At 72.1% G+C, this 15757-nt stretch carries 17 protein-coding genes; 4 read left to right on the top strand and 13 right to left on the bottom strand.

Going from position 1 to position 15757, the window contains the following annotated elements:
* The first annotated feature begins 934 nt into the window (after window positions 1-934).
* Together ACH34S_RS20875 and ACH34S_RS20870 are read left to right on the top strand one after the other, a co-directional pair.
* Window positions 935-1225, top strand: coding sequence for a CD225/dispanin family protein (locus ACH34S_RS20875; RefSeq protein WP_395954361.1), 291 nt, complete (start codon window positions 935-937; stop codon window positions 1223-1225).
* A gap of 3 nt (window positions 1226-1228) precedes the next feature.
* On the top strand, window positions 1229-1714 hold the full coding sequence (locus tag ACH34S_RS20870; protein ID WP_395954360.1) for a DUF2752 domain-containing protein: 486 nt from the start codon (window positions 1229-1231) through the stop codon (window positions 1712-1714).
* A gap of 39 nt (window positions 1715-1753) precedes the next feature.
* Here the strand turns inward: ACH34S_RS20870 and ACH34S_RS20865 are convergent, their stop codons facing one another.
* The 5 genes from ACH34S_RS20865 to ACH34S_RS20845 form a co-directional block, all read right to left on the bottom strand.
* Window positions 1754-2245, bottom strand: coding sequence for a metallophosphoesterase family protein (locus ACH34S_RS20865; protein ID WP_395954359.1), 492 nt, complete (start codon window positions 2243-2245; stop codon window positions 1754-1756).
* A gap of 306 nt (window positions 2246-2551) precedes the next feature.
* The gene (locus tag ACH34S_RS20860; RefSeq protein ID WP_395954358.1) at window positions 2552-2950 is read right to left on the bottom strand and encodes a rhodanese-like domain-containing protein; all 399 of its coding nucleotides are present in this window, start codon (window positions 2948-2950) and stop codon (window positions 2552-2554) included.
* Window positions 2951-2977: 27 nt separating this feature from the next.
* Window positions 2978-3853 carry a Gfo/Idh/MocA family protein gene (locus ACH34S_RS20855; RefSeq protein WP_395954357.1) on the bottom strand — a complete coding sequence of 292 codons (876 nt, stop codon included), beginning with the start codon at window positions 3851-3853 and terminating at the stop codon, window positions 2978-2980.
* A gap of 42 nt (window positions 3854-3895) precedes the next feature.
* Window positions 3896-4285: a hypothetical protein gene (locus ACH34S_RS20850; RefSeq protein ID WP_395954356.1), complete on the bottom strand. Its 390-nt coding sequence runs from the start codon at window positions 4283-4285 to the stop codon at window positions 3896-3898.
* A 53-nt stretch (window positions 4286-4338) separates the two neighbouring features.
* On the bottom strand, window positions 4339-5592 hold the full coding sequence (locus ACH34S_RS20845; protein WP_395954355.1) for an MFS transporter: 1254 nt from the start codon (window positions 5590-5592) through the stop codon (window positions 4339-4341).
* A 71-nt stretch (window positions 5593-5663) separates the two neighbouring features.
* Between ACH34S_RS20845 and ACH34S_RS20840 the strand changes: the two genes are divergently transcribed.
* Window positions 5664-6836, top strand: a complete 1173-nt coding sequence (locus tag ACH34S_RS20840; protein WP_395954354.1) for an MFS transporter — start codon at window positions 5664-5666, stop codon at window positions 6834-6836.
* Between the two features lie 109 nt (window positions 6837-6945).
* The gene (locus tag ACH34S_RS20835) at window positions 6946-8391 is read left to right on the top strand and encodes a sugar porter family MFS transporter (RefSeq protein WP_395954353.1); all 1446 of its coding nucleotides are present in this window, start codon (window positions 6946-6948) and stop codon (window positions 8389-8391) included.
* Between the two features lie 9 nt (window positions 8392-8400).
* Here ACH34S_RS20835 and ACH34S_RS20830 read toward each other — a convergent pair whose 3' ends face one another.
* The 8 genes from ACH34S_RS20830 to ACH34S_RS20795 form a co-directional block, all read right to left on the bottom strand.
* Window positions 8401-9258: an ABC transporter permease gene (locus tag ACH34S_RS20830; protein WP_395954352.1), complete on the bottom strand. Its 858-nt coding sequence runs from the start codon at window positions 9256-9258 to the stop codon at window positions 8401-8403.
* Window positions 9251-10048 (bottom strand): ABC transporter permease, encoded by a 798-nt coding sequence (locus ACH34S_RS20825; RefSeq protein ID WP_395954351.1) that lies wholly within the window; start codon window positions 10046-10048, stop codon window positions 9251-9253. Before ACH34S_RS20825 ends, ACH34S_RS20830 begins: the two co-directional genes overlap by 8 nt.
* The gene (locus tag ACH34S_RS20820; protein WP_395954350.1) at window positions 10045-10857 is read right to left on the bottom strand and encodes an ABC transporter ATP-binding protein; all 813 of its coding nucleotides are present in this window, start codon (window positions 10855-10857) and stop codon (window positions 10045-10047) included. Before ACH34S_RS20820 ends, ACH34S_RS20825 begins: the two co-directional genes overlap by 4 nt.
* A gap of 16 nt (window positions 10858-10873) precedes the next feature.
* Window positions 10874-12004: an ABC transporter substrate-binding protein gene (locus ACH34S_RS20815; RefSeq protein WP_395954349.1), complete on the bottom strand. Its 1131-nt coding sequence runs from the start codon at window positions 12002-12004 to the stop codon at window positions 10874-10876.
* Between the two features lie 20 nt (window positions 12005-12024).
* A complete protein-coding gene (locus ACH34S_RS20810; protein WP_395954348.1) occupies window positions 12025-13074 on the bottom strand; it encodes an alcohol dehydrogenase catalytic domain-containing protein in 1050 nt (349 codons plus the stop codon).
* The gene (locus ACH34S_RS20805; protein ID WP_395954347.1) at window positions 13074-13808 is read right to left on the bottom strand and encodes an RraA family protein; all 735 of its coding nucleotides are present in this window, start codon (window positions 13806-13808) and stop codon (window positions 13074-13076) included. The genes ACH34S_RS20810 and ACH34S_RS20805 overlap by 1 nt, the downstream gene beginning before the upstream one ends.
* Window positions 13805-14710 (bottom strand): amidohydrolase family protein, encoded by a 906-nt coding sequence (locus tag ACH34S_RS20800; RefSeq protein WP_395954346.1) that lies wholly within the window; start codon window positions 14708-14710, stop codon window positions 13805-13807. The genes ACH34S_RS20805 and ACH34S_RS20800 overlap by 4 nt, the downstream gene beginning before the upstream one ends.
* Before the next feature lie 168 nt (window positions 14711-14878).
* Window positions 14879-15730 (bottom strand): alpha/beta fold hydrolase, encoded by an 852-nt coding sequence (locus tag ACH34S_RS20795; protein WP_395954345.1) that lies wholly within the window; start codon window positions 15728-15730, stop codon window positions 14879-14881.
* Window positions 15731-15757 lie beyond the last annotated feature (27 nt).

Raw genomic sequence — 15757 nt, 5'->3', positions numbered from 1 at the left:
GCCGGCAGGGCGGCCTTCCCGGCGGTCGTCGGAGCGTCCGTCACGCGGAGCGCCGCGCCGGTCGCGGTCGTCGGAGCGCTTGAACGGACGGCCTGGCGCGCGGTCGTCGCGCTTGCCGCGCGGCTCCCGGTCGGTCCGGCCCCGGTCCGAACGTTCGCGGTCTCGGTCCCGGTCCTTCCAGCCGCCGGTGGCCGGACGTCCGCGGTCGCCGCGCTTCGGACCGCCCGCGCGGAACCCGCCCGATTTCGGAGCGCCCGATTTCGGGGCGCCTGATTTCGGGGCGCCTGATTTCGGGGCGCCCGCTCTGGGGCCGCCTGTGCGGGGACCTCCTGCGCGGGGTCCTCCTGCGCGGGGGGCGTTTCCCCGAGGGGCGCCGCCCTTGCGTGAGCCGGGGCCTCCGGGCCCGCCACGGGCGTCGCCCCCACGGCGGGCGGGCGGTGTCCGCCTGCCGTTGTCGCCCCGCCGCTCACGGTCTTCACCGCCGCGGGCGTCGTCTTCCGCGCTCATCACGTCCGTCACTGTTCTCGAAGATGGTTCGTGGATCCTTGCAACCCTTGCAGCCTACTTTGCGGCTCCACGACATGCGCCGAAGGCGACCCGGAATCGAAGCGCCCCGGCCGCCGCGGCGATGTGCGAAAGAGTGAGAAGAATCATCACGCGGAAGGGGACCGCCGCGACGCTTTCGCGGCCATTCCCGCCGAATACAGCCGACCGGTCATTCCATCAGATCCGGCCCGATTGTCAAATCGGACCTTTCTCAAAATATCCCGCAAGATCGGGCGCGGCCGGTTAAGCTACGCGCTCCGGGCCGTCACGTCAAACCGCCGCCCGGCGCTGCCCGCGCCGGAAAGTTCCTGCAGCTTGGCGGGAACTTGACGTGCCCGGCGATCATCTACCTACTTGGATTACCCAGCCCACACACGGAGGTTCCTCCATGGCCTACCCACCCGCGCCACCCCCCACCGGCCCCGAGTACGGCGCGAGCGCCCCGCCCCCGAACTACCTCGTCTGGACGATCCTGGCGACGATCTTCTGCTGCATCCCCTTCGGGATCGTGTCGATCGTCTTCTCCACGCAGGTCAACTCCAAGTGGGCCGCCGGGGACCAGGCCGGCGCGTACAAGGCGTCCAAGAACGCCAAGACGTGGCTCACCGTGACCGTGGTCGTGGGCCTGGTCGTGGGCGTCCTGTCCCTCATCTACAACCTCTCGATCGCCAGCAGCTGAGCCGTGGAGCCGGTCCGCCGGGCCGCCCCGCTCCGGCCGGGCGGGCCTTCGTCCGAAATCCGGGGAGAGCCCCGCGACCGCGGCGCGGTCGCGGGGGCGCTCCGCCTGTTCCGGCCGGGCGCCGTCCTGGTCCTGGCGGTCGCGGCGGTCTCCTATGTCGCCGCGGTCGACCCGAACGAGGACGGCCACTACCCCACCTGCCCGTTCCTTGCGGTGACCGGGCTGCAGTGCCCTGGCTGCGGTTCGCTGCGCACCATCAACGCCCTCGCCCATGGCCGTGTCGACGACGCCCTCGGGCTGAACGTCCTCACCGTCGCGGCGCTTCCGCTCCTGGCGTTCTTCTGGCTCCGGTGGACGCTGGCACGGGCCCGGGATCGCCCCACCCGGACGAAGGTGTCCCCTCCCGCGCTGATCTGGGCGCTCTTCGGGGCCGTCCTGCTGTTCTGGCTGGTGCGCAACCTGCCGTTCGGCTCCTTCCTCGCCGCGTGACCCGCGGCCCCAGCCTGCACGCGCTCTCGCGCCGCCGCGTCAGGTGACGGGAACGATCTTCGCGCTGGTCAGTCGGCCTGCCTCGACGTCGAGCAGGCCGATGGTGCCGTGCGGCTGGCGGCGCCGGTCGGTGGGCGATCCGGGGTTGAAGATGCGGACGCCGTCGCCGGTCTCGTCCAGCGGGATGTGCGAGTGCCCGAAGACGACCAGGTCCGCGCGGGGGAACCAGCGGCGCATCCGGGCCGTCCGGCCGCGGGCCTGGCCGCTGTCGTGGACCATCGCGACCGCGAGCCCGTCGAGGTCGAGTTCGAGGCGCTCCGGTGCGCCCCAGGCGGCGACGTCCGGCCCGTCGTTGTTGCCGAGGACGGCGTGGACGGGTGCGAACGCGGCGAGCTCGTCCAGGACGGACGCCGTGCACACGTCGCCCGCGTGCAGGATCACGTCCGCGCCGCGCAGGTGCTCGGCCACCCGCGACGGGCACGCCTTCCAGCGCCGGGGCGCGTGGGTGTCGGAGACGACCACCGCTCTCATGTGTCCCATTGTGGTCTGGACGTCGGCCACATCGGCCGCCGGGCACGATTCCCGGAGGGTGAATTTGCCACGGCACGCTCTGCACAGCGGTGGGAAACAACTGTAAGCACCGTGTCATTACCTCGTGCTGACGCGCGGAGTTAGGCTCGTAATTCCTCGCGATTCGTCCAGAGGGATTCCGGCCGTACGCCCCCGGTCGTTTCCGACGCGGCGACCCAGCACCGCGAGGACAGTGGGACGACCGGGTCCCGAGGTGGATACCACTCCCTTGCACCGGCCCCGGGACCCGGCCGCTCCCACGCCCGGTCAGTGCGCGGCGACCGCGCCGCCCGTCGTGGGGAGGCCCGCGGCGCGCCACGCGCGGAAGCCGCCGATGACGTCGGTGGCGCGGGTCAGCCCCAGGTCGTGCAGGGACGCGGCGGCCAGGCTGGAGGTGTAGCCCTCGGAGCACAGCACGATGACGCGCAGCCCGTGCCCGGTCGCCTCGGGAAGCCGGGCGTCGGACGCGGGGTCGAACCGCCATTCGAGGACGTTGCGTTCCACGATCAGCGCGCCGGGCACCTCGCCCTCGGCGGCCCGCTGGGCGGCGGGGCGGATGTCGACCAGCACCGCGCCGTCGAGCGACTCCGCGTGGGCCTGGGCCGGGTCTATGCGTTCGAGCCGGTCACGGGCGCCGGCGAGGATCTCCGCGATGGTTCGTGCCATGGGTCAAGCATGGCATCTCCGCAGGTCTCAGCCGGTGAGCCGCGCCTCCGCCGCGGCGATGACCTCCTGGATGCGCAGCCCGTGGGCGGCGTCGAGCGGGGGCCTGGGCCCGCCGCGGACGGCGGCGGCGAACTCGGCGGCCATCACCGGGAACGCGTCGTCGTCCAGTTCGCTCCAGTCGATCCGCGCGGTGCCCTTCCGCCCGTAGACCTCGATGTGCGGCGGGACCTGCTCGTCCTCCCGCGCCATCGACAGCGACGCCTGGCTCGTCGCGCCGCCCTCGTGCTCCAGCGTCAGCGCCACCCAGGCCAGCCGGTCGCCGTGCGCGTGGACGGCGGTGATCCGGCCGAGTGCGGCGTCCAGCAGGTCGATGATGTGCGGGCCGTAGTCGAGCAGCGGGCCCTTCTCCAGCCGCCAGGGGGTGGCGAACGGCCCGCCCTTCAGCCCCGAGGTGATGAACGCGCCGTGCCCGCCGAACGGCTCCAGGGACCGCGCCCGCTCGACGAAGGCGCGGGCGGCGCGCGAGTAGCGGAGGCTGAACACCATCTGCGAGACGACGCCCGCCTCGGCGACGGCGGCGGCCAGGCGGCGGGCGCCGTCCAGGTCCATCGCGAGGGGCTTCTCCAGCAGGACGGCCTTGCCCGCGCGGGCGGCGCGGGCGGCGAGGTCGGCCTGCACGTCCGGCGGGACGCAGAACGCGACGGCCTCGCACGCGTCGAACAGCTCCTCGATCCGGGCGAACGCGGGCGCGCCGTGCTCGGCGGCGAGCCGGGCGGACGCGTCCGGCCGCCGCGCCCACACCCCCGCCAGCCGCGTCGCCGGCCCGGCCGCCAGCACGGGCGCGTGCACCATCCCGGCCCAGGGACCCGCGCCGACCAGACCCACCGCCACAGCGTCGCTCATGGGGCAAACCTAGACGATCTACGCGGCTGCCCTGAGCGTGGGTCAGCCGAGCTGGACGCCGAAGAACAACGCGGCGAGCGCCCCCAGCATGCCGAGCGCGCCCCAGGCGGCGAGCCCGGCCTTGGACGTGGCGCGGGCGTGCAGGAACGCGGCGACCCCGGACAGCAGCACGAACACCAGCTTCACCTCAAGCGTCCGCTGCGCGGCATCGCCGAGGTCGCCCGCCGTGAGGTTCCAGATCCCGGTGAGCACGAGGACGCCGAACGCGGGCCAGGCGACCAGGTTGAAGCGGCGCGCGGCGACCTTGGTGACGCCCTCGTAGCCGCGCAGCGCCGGGACGAGCGCACCGAGCGTGATCTGCCCGCCGACCCAGATCGTCGCGGCTAGCACGTGCAGGAAGATCCGGACGTCGGCGGCGGTGACGGCGAGCACGAGTGGGCCTCCGGGCTGCGAGTACGGGGTACGGGGTCGCGGTTGACGGGACGCTATCGCCCGCCCGCGCCCGATCCCCCACCACCCCCGGCCCGGCGGACGACCGTGGCCGTGAACACCGCCGCGGCCGCCGCGACGATCGCGAGCAGCCCGAGACCGGCGGCGTAGGAGCCGTAGGCGCCGTAGATCGAGCCCATCACCAGCGGCGGGACGAACCCGCCCAGGCCGCCCGCCGCGCCGACCACGCCGGTGACCGCGCCCACCCGGCCGGCCGGGGCCAGCTGCGCGACCAGCGCGAACGTCGCTCCGCTGGCGGCGCCGAGCGCGGCGGCCATGGCCAGGAACGCGATCGTCCCGAGCGGCATCAGCGGCGGCGCGAACGCCTGGACGGCCGCGCCGGCGACCGTCACGGCCAGGGACACGAGCATCACCTGCACGGCGCCGACGCGGTCCGACAGCCAGCCGCCGACCGGGCGCATCACCACGGCGAGCAGCACGAACCCCGCCATCCGGTTCGCGGCGTCCGCCTGTGAGAGGCCGTACTGCGTCTTCAGGTAGGTCGGCAGGTACACCGAGAACGCCACGTAGCCGCCGAACGCGACCGCGTACAGCGCCGACATCTGCCAGGTGACGCCCATCCGCAGCGTCCCGGCCAGCCGCTCGGCGAGGGGTTCGGAGGGCGGCGTCCGCCCGGGCGCCTCCCGCAGGACGAGCCAGGCCACCACCGCGTACACGGCGAGCAGGGCGGCCATCACCTCGAACGGGAACTCCATCCCGTAGCGGTCGACCTCCTTGACCGTGGTCAGCGCGCTGATCGCGGTGCCGCCCATCCCGGCGCCGAACACGCCGATCGCGAAGCCGCGCCGCTCCGGCGGGAACCACGCGTTGACGAACGGGACGCCGACCGCGAACGCCGTCCCGCCGACGCCGAGGAAGAACCCGCCCACCAGCAGCGCCGCGAGCGACGAATGGCCCAGCAGCCCCAGGTACAGGACGGGGACGATCGTGATGAGCGACACGACGGGGAACATCACCCGCCCGCCGAACCGGTCGGTGAGCGCCCCGACCGGGATCCGTCCCAGCGACCCGACCACCACGGGCACGGCGACCAGCAGCGACTGCTCGAACGACGACAGCTCCAAGGAGTCCTTGAACCGGGGGCCGAGCGGGCTGAGCAGCGCCCACGCCCAGAAGTTCACGGCGAACCCGATCGTGGCCACGACCAGCATGACCATGGGCTTCGCGCCGGTGCCGGGGCGTTCGGGCCCCGCCGGGCCGGGCCCGGTCTCCCGCCGCGTGCTCGTCACCTGTGCCGCCCGCCTTCGCAGTCACCCCGTCGGTTCCCGGGGGATCTTCCCGGGCCCGGCTTCGGAAAACCATGATCGGATCGGGCGGCGGATCACTCGGGACGGGGCCAGGCGCGTCCGGAGAGGCGTTCGATGTCGGTGTTGAACCGCTTGAGGTAGGCGGCGAAGGCGGCGACGTCGTCCGGCGTCCAGCCGGCGAGGACCTTGTCCAGGCCGCGGACGATGATCTCGCGGTGCTCGTCGAGGCGGCGCTCGCCGAGAACGCCAGCTGGCGGGTGCTGTTCTGGGGCTCGGCCGCGCTCAGCGTCCTGATCACCGTGCTGATCTGGCGGCTGGTGCCCGCCGTGCCCGCCCGCGCGCGGGGACGGTTCGACGCCGCCGGCGCGGCCGGGCTCGGCGCCGGGCTGGTGTGCCTGCTGCTCGGCGTGTCGAAGGGCGGCGACTGGGGCTGGACGAGCGGCACCACCCTCGGCCTGTTCGCCGCCGCGGTCGTGATCCTGGCCGCCTGGGCCTGGTGGGAGCTGCGCGCCGCCGACCCGCTGGTCGACCTGCGCGTCACCGCCGGACGGCAGGTCGCGCTCACCAACGCGGCGTCCGTCCTGGTCGGGTTCGCCATGTACGCGCAGTCGCTGATCGTGATGCAGCTGCTGCAACTACCGGAGGCCACCGGCTACGGGCTCGGGCAGTCGATGCTCGCGGCCGGGCTGTGGATGGCGCCCGCCGGGCTGGTCATGATGGCGGTGTCGCCGCTCGGCGCGCTGCTGTCGCGGGCGCGCGGCCCCAAGGTGACGCTGTGCGCGGGAAGCCTCGTCATCGCGCTCGGCTACGGCTCCTCGGTCGTGCTGCTCGGCTCGACCTGGGGCGTGCTGGCGGTCACCTGCGTCATCAGCGTGGGCGTCGGGCTCGCCTACGGCGCGATGCCCGCGCTCATCATGAGCGCCGTGCCGCTGTCGGAGACCGGCGCCGCGAACGGCTTCAACGCCGTGATGCGGTCGGTCGGCACGTCGGTGTCGGCCGCCGTCGTCGGCGTCGTCCTGGCGGAGATGACGATCGATCTGGGCGGGCACGCGCTGCCGTCGGAGGACGGTTTCCACGCGGGCATGCTGATCGCGGGCGCGAGCGCCCTGGTCGCCGCGGCGATCACGCTCGCCCTGCCCTCACCCGGCAAGGACCGCCGCCGCACCGCCGCGGGCATCGCCCCCGCGAAGGCCCCCGCCGGGAAACACGCGCGCACCCGGGCCTGAGCGGGTCCCAAAGATGCTTTGTGCATCGCATGCCAACCGAATAGGTCCTTCGGTCGGCCGGGGGTAGAGGTTCGTGCGAGCGGACGTCGGCCGATCACAGGGGGGTGTTGTGCAGGGCTTCTCCGTCGCCCCCGCCGGCGAGGGACCGCTGACCGAGGTCCCGGCCGAGGGCATGCGCAGGATCCGGATGTGGGGGTTCTTCGTCGCGGTCGGCGGGTTCCTGTTCGGCTTCGACACCGGCGTGATCTCCGGGGCGCTGCTGTTCATCAGGTCCGAGTTCCACATGAACTCCTTCGAGCAGGGCAGCGTGGTCAGCGTCCTGGTGCTCGGCGCGATGGCCGGGGCGCTGATGGCCGGACGGCTCGCCGACCGGTACGGGCGGCGGCAGGCGCTCCGCCTGGAGGGCCTGGTGTTCCTCATCGGCACCGCCATCGCCGCGTTCGCGCCCGGCTACGGGGTGCTGCTGGCCGGACGGCTCGTCCTCGGCCTGGCGGTCGGCGCCGCGTCGGCGACCGTCCCGATCTACCTCTCGGAGATCTCGCCGAAGGGCGTCCGGGGCCGGATGCTCTCCCTCAACCAGCTGATGATCACCATCGGGATCCTGGCCGCGTACCTGGTGAACGTGGTCTTCTCCGGGGCGGGGAACTGGCGGGCGATGATCGGCGCCGGGGCCGTCCCGGCGCTGGTGATCGTCGCGGCGACGCTGTGGTCGCTGCCGGAGTCGCCGGTGTGGCTGCTGGCGCGGGGCAGGAAGGGGCAGGCGCGGCGGCTGATCGCCTCGGTCACCAACCCGGCGACCGCCGACCGGCTGATCGAACGGTTCGAGAACCGCCAGGAGACCGAGCGCCGCCAGGACGCTGTCCAGGGCCGGGACGAGAAGCAGCGCGCCGGGGCGCGGACCCTGCTGGCCGCGCAGGTCCGTCCCGCGCTGATCGTCGGGCTGGCGCTCGCGGCGCTCCAGCAGTTCGGCGGGATCAACACGATCATCTACTACGCGCCGACGATCATCGAGCAGACCGGGCTGACCGCGTCCAACGCGATCGTCTACTCGATCGCCATCGGGGTCATCAACCTGGTCATGACGATCGTCGCGATCCGCGCCATCGACCGGGCCGGGCGGCGGCGGCTGATGCTGTTCTCGCTGGCGGCGATGACGGTGACGATGGCGCTGCTCGGCCTGGCGTTCGTGGCGGACTTCTCCTCGGTGCTGTCGCTGGTGTTCATGGTCCTCTACATCGCCGCGTACGCCGTCGGGCTCGGCCCGGTGTTCTGGACGCTGATCGGCGAGATCTTCCCGCCCCGCGCGCACGCGGCCGGGTCGAGCGCGTCCACGGCCGTGAACTGGGCGTCGAACTTCGTGGTGAGCCTGGTCTTCCTGCCGATCGCGCACGCCATCGGCCAGGGCGAGACGTTCTGGATCTTCGGCCTGATCTCGCTGCTCGGCCTGCTGTTCGTCGCGCGCTTCGTGCCGGAGACGAAGGGACGCGACTTCGACGAGGTCGACGCCGACCTGCAGTCCCGCTTCGGCCGCCGCCCGGCGGGTGCCTCCCGCTGACCGCGCCGGTCAGCGGGACGATTCGAAGAAGCGTTCCGTCCCGGCGCGGATCACGCCGAAGAGGATCTTGTTCTGCAGGACGCCGAGTAGCATCAGCACCACCAGCACGGAGAACTCGGCGGCGACGTTGATCGCCTCGCTGTAGGTGAGCAGGAGCTGCCCGAGCCCGCCCGCCGACGGCGCGACGAACTCGCCGACGATCGCGCCGATCAGCGCGAACGCCATGCTGATCTCCAGCCCGGACACGATGCCCGGCATCGCGGACGGCAGCGCGATCCGGACGAACCGCTGCCGCCGGTTCGCGTCGAACGCCGTCGCCATCTCCAGCCGCGTCCCCGGCACGGTGGACAGCGCGGCGAGCGTCGCGATCACGGCGGGGAAGAATGCGAGCATCGCCGCGAAGCTGAACTTCATCGTCAGCCCGAAGCCCAGCCACAGCGCGCACACCGGGGCGAGCGCGATCTTCGGCAGCGACTGGAACGCGACGACGTACGGGTACAGGACGAACCGGGTGATCCGCGACTCGGCCATCAGCATGCCGAGCAGCACGCCCGACCCGGCGCCCAGCACGAACCCGATGAGCGTCGCCTTCCACGTCTCCCAGGTGCTCTGCCCGACCTGCTCCAGGAAGATGTCCGAGCGCATCACCTCGAACACGTCGGTCGGGGCGGGGATCACGACCCCGCTGATCTCGAACCGGGAGATCACGAGCTGGATCAGCAGCACCCCCGCGAGGCCGACCGCCAGCGGCGGCAGCAGCAGGAACGCGGCCTTCCCCAGCGGCCCGGAGCGCAGCGGCCGCTTCGGCGCGGGCGGCTCCCGCCGTTGGACGCGCCGGTGGTCCGGCGCCTCGGTGACCTTATTCATTGGGCATGCGCTCCAGAATGAAATGCCGGGCGAGGCGGACGAGCAGCGCCAGGGCCAGCCCGACCACGACCAGGATCATCAGCACGGCGAACTCCTCGGCCAGCCGGAAGTCGCGCTGGTAGACCTGCAAGATCACGCCGACGCCGGCGTTGGCGCTGATCAGCTCGCCGGCGATGGCGGCGAGGAACGACAGCACCACCGAGATCTCCAGCCCGGAGAAGATCGGCACCACCAGCCCCGGGAAGATGATCTTGCGACGGATCTGGGCCTTGGACGCGCCGAACGCGGTCGCCATCTCGATCCGGTTCCGGTCGGTCTCCGCCACCCCCGCCATCGTGCTCACCAGGATCGGGAACAGCGTCGCCGCGGCGACCAGCCCGATCTTGGACGTCATGCCGAGCCCGAACCAGATCACGAAGATCGGGGCCAGCGCGATCGGCGGCAGCGCCTGCAGCGCGAGCGCGTACGGGTAGAAGCCCTGCCGCAGGATCCGGGACTCGCCGAGCAGCACGCCCAGCACCACGCCCGCGACGAACCCGATCAGCAGCCCGAAGAACGCCTCGCCGAGCGTGGTGCGCAGCGCGGTCAGGTACTCGCCCCATTCGCCGGACGGCCCGAGCGCCTTGATGACCGCGTCGAGCTTCGGCACCGAACTGCCGTCGCCCTGCACACCGGACGGCAGGACCTGCCAGGCGGCCAGCAGGGCGCCGGTGACCACCACGAGCGAGCCCCAGCGGACGGCCGCCCCCGTCCTGGGGTCCGGCGGGGCGGTCGCGGACGGGGCGGTCATCCGCCGACCTTCACGTCGGACGCGAACAGCCGGTCGCGGACCTGTCCGCACACCTCGGCGAACTCCGGGGTGGCCATCAGTTCCTTGGTCCGCTCCTTGGGGAACGGCGGCGTGACGACCTCGACCACCGTCCCGGGCCGCTCCGAGAGGATCACGACGCGGGTCGACAGCAGCACCGCCTCGTCGATCCCGTGCGTGATGAGCAGGGCGGTCTTCTGCGTCTCCCGCCAGATGCGGTTGAGGTCGACGTTCATCTGCTCCCTGGTCAGGGCGTCGAGGGAACCGAACGGCTCGTCCAGCAGGAGAAGGCGCGGGTCGTCGGCGAGCGCCCGGCAGATCGCGACGCGCTGCCGCATCCCGCCCGACAGCTCCTTCGGGCGCCGCGACTCGAACCCCGCCAGGCCCGCCCGCTCCAGCAGGCCGGACACGCGTTCGCGGGCGGCGTCGTCGACCTTGCCGTGCAGCTCGACGGGGAACAGGCAGTTGGACATCACGTCCCGCCAGGGCAGCAGGGTCGCGTCCTGCAGCGCGATGCCGATGTCGCGGCGCGGCCCGGTGACCGGCTCGCCCCACACCCGCACGGCCCCCTCGGTCGGACGCAGCAGGCCCGCGATCATCTTCAGGATCGTGCTCTTGCCGCAGCCGCTGGGGCCGACGATGCTCACGAACTCGCCCGGCTCGACGGTGAGGTCGACGTCCTTGACCGCCTCGACGTCCCGGACGGCCTTCCGCCCGCGCCCCCGCCCGGGGAACACGTGCCGCAGCCCGGCCAGTTCGACCGCGTGCTCTTCGGTGCTCAGATCGCCCATGTCGCCCATGTCGCCCTCAGCTCTCGAACTTGTAGCTCTTGGCGGCGTTCTGGATCTGCTGGGCATCGAAATTGTTGAACGCCTTCACGAACTCGTTGGTCACGAAATCCTCGGCCTTGAAAGCGGTGGGCGTCAGCTTGGTCGAGACGGAGAAGTCGCTCCACGCCTTGACGCCCTCCTCGGGGAACTCGCCCCAGTTCTTGTTGGCGGCCGGGTCGCCGCTGGTGATGTGCGTGGTCCGCAGCGCGAGGATCCGCTTGTTGTCCTCCATCTTCTTGTCCTCGGGGACGCCGGGGATGTTCGTCTTCGGGTAGACCTCGTACATCATCTTGATGGCGGCCTCGGGATTGGCGGTCACGAAGACGTTCGCCTTGGCCATCGCCCTGCCGAACCCCTCGATCACCTTCGGGTTGGCCTTCATGTACGACTGCTTCGCGGAGAACCCGGTGGAGAAGAGCTGCTGCCCGAGCGCCGACTTGAAATAGCGGAGCTTGGCGCCGAGGTTCTCCATCGCCGCGTACTGCGAGTCGAACAGCATCAGCGCGTCGACCCGCTTGCTCTTCATGGCGTGGTAGGCACCGGCCTCAAGCCCGACCGACACGAACTGGACGTCGGTGTCCGGGTTGAGGCCCTGCTCGCGCAGCAGCGCCTTGGCCAGCGGGATCGTCCCGCTGCCGAGGCTCTGCGCGCCGATCTTCTTGCCCTTGAAGTCGGCCCAGTTCTGGATGGGGCTGCCGGACTCGACGGCGAAACTCGCCACCTGCGACCGCGCCCAGTTGAAGAACATCCGCTGGTCGGACTTGTTCTTCACCGCGTCCGGGATGAGCGACTGCGGCACCGGCGCGGCCATTTCCATCTGCCCTGCGGCGACGGCCTGGATCGCCTGGGTCGAGCCGGGCGTGAACGTCGTCTCGACCTTCAGGCCCTCTTCCTTGAAGTAGCCGAGATAGCGGGCCACCGGAATGGCGGCGAAGCTGGAGTTCATCGCCTTGATGGACAGGGCGACCTTGACGGTGCGCAGATTCTCGCCGCTCTCCTTGGAGTTACCGGCGTCGTCGCCGCACGCGGTCGCCGCCAGCGCGACCGCGACGGACGACACCAGGACGCGAAACGCCAGAGTGCCCGCTCTACGAGGTCGAGTTCCCATCTTCGGTTCCTCCCCACAATTCATCCGGCGGTGTCGGGAACGAGGAGAATCCGCCCGGTCGCCGAGCCGCTCTCCAGGATTTCGTGTGCTCTCGGCGCCTCCGACATGGGCAGCACATCGGTCACCACGGGGGTCACCACGCCCCGTTGCATCAGCGTCAGCACGTCCTCCAGCTGCCGCCGGGTGGTGCTGGCCGCCGACCTGATCGAGATGTCGCGGCGGCGCCACCCGACCAGGTCCGCCTCCACCCGGGGCGGCGTCTTCTGCACCTCGCCGACCAGCACGAGCCGCCCGTGCAGGGCGACGGTCTGCACGCTCGACACGAACGACGCCGCGCCGACGTTCTCCAGGACGACGTCGCAGCCCCGCCCGCCGGTGACGTCCATGACGTCCGCGCTGTAGTCTGCGCCCCGCTCGACCAGGACGATCTCGTCCGCGCCGGCCTCTCGAACCACCTCGACCTTGCCGGGCGACGTGGTCTGCGCGACGACCCGCGCCCCCATCGCCTTCGCGAGCTGGATGGCGTGCAGCCCCACGCCGCCGCCCGCCCCCGTGACCAGGACCGTCTCCCCCAGTTCCAGGCCCGCGACGTCCCGCAGCGCGTTGAGCTGGGTGCCGATGGCGCAGGACGCGATCGCGACGTGCGGCGAGGTGATGCCCGGCGGCACCTTCACCAGGCTCCCGTCCGACACGGCCACCAGCTCGGCGTAGCCGCCGTTCAGCCCGATGTCGCCGAGGAACACCTTGCGCGGGCAGCGCGTCTCGCGTCCCATCCGGCACTCCCGGCATTTCCCGCAGACCCGCTGCCGCTGGTTGGAGACGACCCGGTCGCCCACCGCGAAATCAACGACATCGGCACCGACCTCGACCACCTCGCCGACGACCTCGTGCCCGGGGATGATCGGGAAAGTGCCCGGCATCTGACCGCGCCGGACGAGCACCTCGTGCATGCACGCCCCGCACGCCTCGACCCGCACCACGCATTCGTCGTGCGCGGGTTTCGGCGGTTCCGCGTCCGTCCAGTTCATGACGCTGGGCGGCCCGGTCTCGGTAGCGACGACGGCCTTCATCAACTCTCCGATCTCTCGCTCACTGACTGGTCCCAGGCGGCGTCGACGAAGCGTCCGCCGTCGGCGGGGAAGTTTCCGGCCCAGTCGCGTACCGCGAACAGCGACTCGCCCTCCCGCACACGCGGCGTCAGCGTCGTGGCCTCGCGCAGATCCCGGGCGGCGGCGGCATCGGCGACCTGCGCGGCGTCCTCCAGCGGGACGACCGCGACGCCATCGCCATCGGCGACGATCAGATCGCCGGGCCGCACATACGCGCCGCAGCACACCACCGGGACGTTGCCCCACCCGGCGCGCGTCTTGCCGGTGGCGGCCGGGGTCACACCGAGCGCCCACAGCGGGAACCCGACGCGCTCGATGTCGGCGATGTCGCGGGCATGCCCCTCGATGACCGCGCCCGCGAGCCCGCGCGCGGCGGCCGACTCGCTGACGTTGGCGCCCCACACCGCCGAGTCGACGGGCCCGTGCTGGGACGTCCACACCAGAAAGTCGCCGGGCCCCGCCACCTCCAGCATCGCGTGGAGCGTGAGGTTGCTCCCGGCCAGGTCGAGCGCCGTGACCGCCCGCCCGACCGCACGCGTCCCGGGCGCCAGCGGGCGGACGCCGCGCAGCAGATTCCGCTGACCCATCGCCTCGTGGACGGACGCCACCGCCAGCCCGTCATACGCCCGCAGCACCTCGTCCGGCGGCCGGGGCGCCCGGGTGAAGACCGTGCCGCGCGGATGCAACCTGGTCATCGCGGCTCCGGCGGGAAGTCGGCCAGCCCGGCCGGGTTGGCGACGAGGATGCGGTGCCGGGCGTCCTCGTCCGGGACGATCTCCTCGATCAGATCGACCAGCACGCCGTCATCGGGCATCTCGCGCACGTTCGGATGCGGGAAGTCGGTCCCCCACAGGCACCGCTCGGGCGCCTGCGCCGCGAGCAGGCGCGCCAGCTCGACCGCGTCCGCGTACGGCGGCCCCTCGGCCGACATCCGCTCGGGCGCGCTGAGCTTGACCCACACGTCGCCGGTGTCGAGCAGCCGCCGCAGCGCCCCCACCTGCGGACCGTCCAGCCCGGTGGCGAGATCCACCCGCGCCATGTGGTCGATGACGGCGGGCATCCCGGTCGAGCGGAGCGTGTCGAACATGTCCACCACCGCGTCGCCGCTGATGTGGAACGCCACGTGCCAGGCGTACGGCCGGACGAGATCGACCACCGCCCGCAACTCGTCGGGAGTAGGGCTCGGCCCCAGGTGCGGCATGAACTGGACACGCACCCCGCGCACCCCCGCCCGATGCAGCGCGGCGACCTCGGCGGGCGTGGTCCGCGGCGTCAGCAGCGCCACACCCCGGTACCGCTCGGGATACGTGCGCAGCGCGTCGAGCAGCGCCGAGTGGTCGGTGCCGTGCGCGGCGGACTGGACGATGATGGCGCGGCCCAAACCCAGCAGGTCGTGGCGTCGGCGCAGGTCGTCCTTCGAGACGTCGGGCGGGTCGTACGCCCGGTCCTCGGCATAGGGGAAGACGTCGCCGGGACCGAAGAGGTGGCAGTGCGCGTCGCAGCTGCGCGGCGGCAACCGCAGGCCGGGGACCTTCGGGTTCGGGTGAGGCGGGGCGGCGACCCTCCGGCCGCCCCGCGTCGCACCTTGGGATGCCATGGGACTCGATTCACCGTGGACGGACGTCGGAGGACAGGGACCATCGGAAAGTTCGCCTGTCGCACAGTTGTGCGCTGGTTGTAGCGAGTCTGCATGACGGAACATGAGTGGTCAAGGGGCCCGGTACGCGCGTGCGGCCGAGCCCCTCCTCCGTATGCCAGGGGGCGGTCAGTCCAATTTCGCGAGGATGTCGGCGACCCGGTCCGGCATCGACAGGAACGGCGAATGCGAGGAATCGAGCACCTCGACGGACGTCGGGTTCTCGGGGAACGCGGCGTCGGCCTCGGCGATGAGCCGCCGCTGGACCGCCGGACGCAGCGCCCAGTCCTGCTCGCACATCACGTACGTCCGGGGCACCGAGCCCCAGCCGTCGCTGGTCAGGCGGGTGGAGTCGAGCTGCATGGCGAGGGGGCTGTCGGGCGTCAGCAGCCCGATTGCGGCCTCCGCCGCGTCGTGGTCGACGTCGTCGAAGAACGCGGCCCGGAGCTGGCGGCGGTACCCGTCGTCGGCGGACGCGAGGTCGATCCGCAGCGCGCCGATCACCGCCGGATCACCCCGCACGACCTGCGCGACGAGACTGTCCGCGTTCTCCGGCGACTGCGCGTACTCGCCGGCCGGGACGCCGGAGCCGGGCATGAACGCGGCCAGGTACACCGCGTGCGCCACCAGCTCCGGCACCTCCTGCACCGCCCGCGTCACGACGGCCCCGCCCATGCTGTGGGCGACCACCGTGACCGGCTGCCCCTCCTGTGCGAGCCGCTGGATCTGCGAGACCAGCAGCTCTCCGGCCTCGTCCAGCCCGAGGCCCGACACGGGCGAGACCTCGGTGGCCAGTTCCTCGGGGTCGAACGGACGCTTGGCGAGGCACGCGGGCCGCCGGGCGCGCAGCCCGTGCGCCGCCAGATCGACCGCCTGCACCACGCGACCGGCACCGGCCACCCGGGCGATGACCTCGCTCCAGCACCAGGAACCGAACCAGAAACCGTGCACCAGTAAGAGGGACGTTGGACGTGGCGACATAGTCACTCCTGGGTGACATTTGGGGAG

The organism is Actinomadura sp. 3N508 (assembly GCF_044326375.1).
Lineage (GTDB): Bacteria > Actinomycetota > Actinomycetes > Streptosporangiales > Streptosporangiaceae > Spirillospora.
This window is presented reverse-complemented; position numbering and strand designations above follow the sequence as displayed.